4 protein-coding genes are annotated in these 2929 nt (G+C 69.8%); all 4 read left to right on the top strand.

What is annotated here, in order from left to right; translation table 11 throughout:
* The coding region (gene infB / locus VGE49_RS07710; RefSeq protein ID WP_331033978.1) for a translation initiation factor IF-2 at positions 1–1176 on the top strand (1176 nt) is incomplete at its 5' end.
* A gap of 147 nt (positions 1177–1323) precedes the next feature.
* Complete coding sequence (locus VGE49_RS07705; protein WP_331033977.1) at positions 1324–1872, top strand: hypothetical protein; 549 nt, start codon at positions 1324–1326, stop codon at positions 1870–1872.
* 7 nt (positions 1873–1879) lie between these two features.
* On the top strand, positions 1880–2584 hold the full coding sequence (locus VGE49_RS07700) for a DUF2459 domain-containing protein (RefSeq protein ID WP_331033976.1): 705 nt from the start codon (positions 1880–1882) through the stop codon (positions 2582–2584).
* Positions 2585–2647: 63 nt separating this feature from the next.
* Positions 2648–2929 (top strand): ribosome-binding factor A (locus VGE49_RS07695; RefSeq protein ID WP_331033975.1); only part of this gene is annotated, 282 nt, incomplete at its 3' end.

The raw sequence follows: 2929 nt of genomic DNA, 5'->3' as shown, positions 1-2929 counted from the left end.
GACAAGCCGGACGCCAACTCGCAGAAGATCGTCAACGAGCTGCTGCAGTACGAAGTCATCGCCGAAAGCCTGGGCGGCGACACCCAGATCATCGAGGTGTCGGCCAAGAACCGCACCAACCTCGACGGCCTGATCAACGCCATCCTGCTGCAGGCCGAGGTCATGGACCTGCGCGCCAACCCGGACCGTTCGGCCGAAGGCGTGGTCATCGAGGCCAAGCTGGACAAGGGCCGCGGCCCGGTCGCCACCGTGCTGGTCAAGCGCGGCACGCTGAAGCGCGGCGACATCGTCGTGGCCGGCTCCGCCTGGGGCAAGGCGCGCGCCCTGCTGGACGAACGCAACGCCCAACTGACCGAAGCCGGTCCCTCCGTTCCGGTCGAGATCCTCGGCCTGTCGGAAGCGCCTTCGCCGGGCGACGTCTTCGCCGTGGTGGAGAGCGAGGCCCGCGCCCGCGAACTGACCGAGTATCGCGAGCGTGCGCGCCGCGAGAAGAACCAGGTCTCGGGCGGCTCGGTCTCGCTGGTCGACATGATGTCGAAGCTGCAGTCCAAGAAGGTCAACGAACTGCCGGTCGTCATCAAGGCGGACGTGCAGGGTTCGGCCGAAGCCATCGTCGGCTCGCTGGAGAAGATGGGCAACGACGAAGTCCGCGCCCGCACCGTCTATTCGGGCGCCGGCGGCATCACCGAGAGCGACGTCAACCTGGCCAAGTCGGCCGGCGCGCCGATCCTCGGCTTCAACGTCCGTGCGTCCAAGCAGGCGCGCGAACTGGCCGATCGTGAAGGCGTCGAGATCCGCTACTACTCGATCATCTACGATCTGCTGGACGACATGAAGGGCGTGCTCTCGGGCATGCTGGCGCCGCTCCAGCGCGAAACCTTCCTCGGCAACGCCAAGGTGCTGCAGGTCTTCGACATCACCAAGGTCGGCAAGATCGCCGGCTGCCGTGTCACCGAAGGCGTGGTCCGCAAGGGCGCGCGCGTCCGCATCATCCGCGACGACGTGGTGGTGCTGGAACTGGGCGTCCTCAACACCCTCAAGCGCTTCAAGGACGAGGTCAACGAGGTGTCGGCGGGCCAGGAGTGCGGCATGCAGTTCCAGGGCTTCCAGGACATCAAGGAAGGCGACTACATCGAGTGCTTCACCGTCGAAGAGGTCAAGCGCACCCTCGACTAGGGCGTTTGACGGCTCGATCCGGGCATTTGGGGCGCGGTCTCGCAAGGGACCGCGCCCTTCGTCTTTTTGGGTCTAGGCTTCACGGCGGCCGCCGGCCCGGCTAGGCTCCGCGTGTCGCCGGGGGGCGTGTTCATCGACGGGTTCGCCATGCGCCGCCATATCCTGATCTCGGCCCAGATCTCGGCATTGATCGCCGCCGCCGCCCTATCGGCGTTTTGGGCGGGGCCCGCCGCCGCCTCCACCCGCTTTCTGGCCTTCGACGCGCGTGATCGCACGACCCAGGCCCTGACGCGCGGCGTGACCCTGGAGGTCGAGCGCGGCCTGTTCGGCGCGACCGCCGTGCGCAATCTGTTTTCCAGCACCTCGCGCGGTTCGGCCAGCTTCACGCCGGGCGGGCCGGACGCCGTGCGCCGCACCCTGCCGGCGGGGGCCAGCGAGAGCGGCGTCTATTCCATCGTGCAGGAGGGCGACGGCCGGGGTCTGGCCCGCGCCCTGTGCCCTGGAGCGGACGAGACCTGGGTGGTGGTCGGCCGGGTGCGGGCGGGCCGGCCCATGACCATGCACGCGGTGGGCCGCTGGAGCGACGGTCAGCATCGTCACTGCGTCCAGTTGAACTACGACTATCGCGGCGAATGGGCGACGCAGCCGGGAAGCAGCCCCGCGCGGGACGCGCCCGCGGCCTACGGCCCGAACTGAGGGGGGCGTGCCGGGCCGGTTGCTGATCGCGACCCTGATCGGTCTGATCGCGGCCCTGTGGACCCTGACCCGACCCGGCGATCCGGCCCTCTATCCGGCCCGACCGGACGAGACGGGGGTGATGGTCTATCTGCTCGACAACGGCTTCCACACCGATCTGGTCGTGCCGCGCGCGGCCCTGATCGAGGGGGGCGGACCTCTGGCCGAGGCGACGGCCATTCTGGGCCCCGGCGACTGGGTGCTGGTCGGCTGGGGCGACGCGACCTTCTATGTGGATCAGAGCCCGATCCCGGGGCGGCTGGCCGACGGGGCGCGGGCCTTCTTCCGGCCCGGCAACGCCTCCGTCGTCATGCTGGACCCGGAGGCGAGCGATCCGACGCGCCGCTTCCGGCCTGAGGACCGGCAGGTGTTGCGGCTTTCCAGGGCGGGCATGGCGGGGCTGCGGGCGCGGGTCCAGGCTTCGCTGGCGACGGATGCGGCGGGCCGTCCGATCCTGGCGGCGGCGCGGTCCGGCGACGACGCCCGCTTCTTTGAAAGCCGCGAGACCTTCTGGATCGGCCACCTGTGCAATCACTGGACGGCGGAGCTGCTGGCCGCGGCCGGCCTGCCTGTCCGTCCCTTCCGCGCCGTGACCTCGGGCGAGGTGATGCGGGCCGCCGCCCTCGCGGAGCAAGACGCCGCCAAGCTGGACTTGAAGCCCGTCCGCGACTAGACCGCGCCCTTCGCTTTTTCAGCCGGCGTCCGATCCCCGGCGAGCGAACAAGGGAGGCGCGCCATGAGCCGCAAACAGCATACCCGCAACGCCACCGGACCGATGGGTCCGTCGCAGCGCCAGCTGCGCGCCGGCGAACTGATCCGTCACGCCCTGGTGGATGTCCTGCGCGAGCAGGAGATCCACGACGAGGCCCTGCTGGGCGTGTCGATCACCGTGACCGAGGTGCGGCTGTCGCCGGACCTGAAGCACGCCACCTGCTTCGTCGAGCCCCTGGGCGCGGGCGTCGAGGCGGCCGTGACTGCAGGCCACGAGAGCGAGATCATCAAGGCCCTGAACGCCCAC

The sequence above is a fragment of the Brevundimonas sp. genome (assembly GCF_036405315.1).
Classification (GTDB): Bacteria; Pseudomonadota; Alphaproteobacteria; order Caulobacterales; family Caulobacteraceae; genus Brevundimonas.
This window is presented reverse-complemented; position numbering and strand designations above follow the sequence as displayed.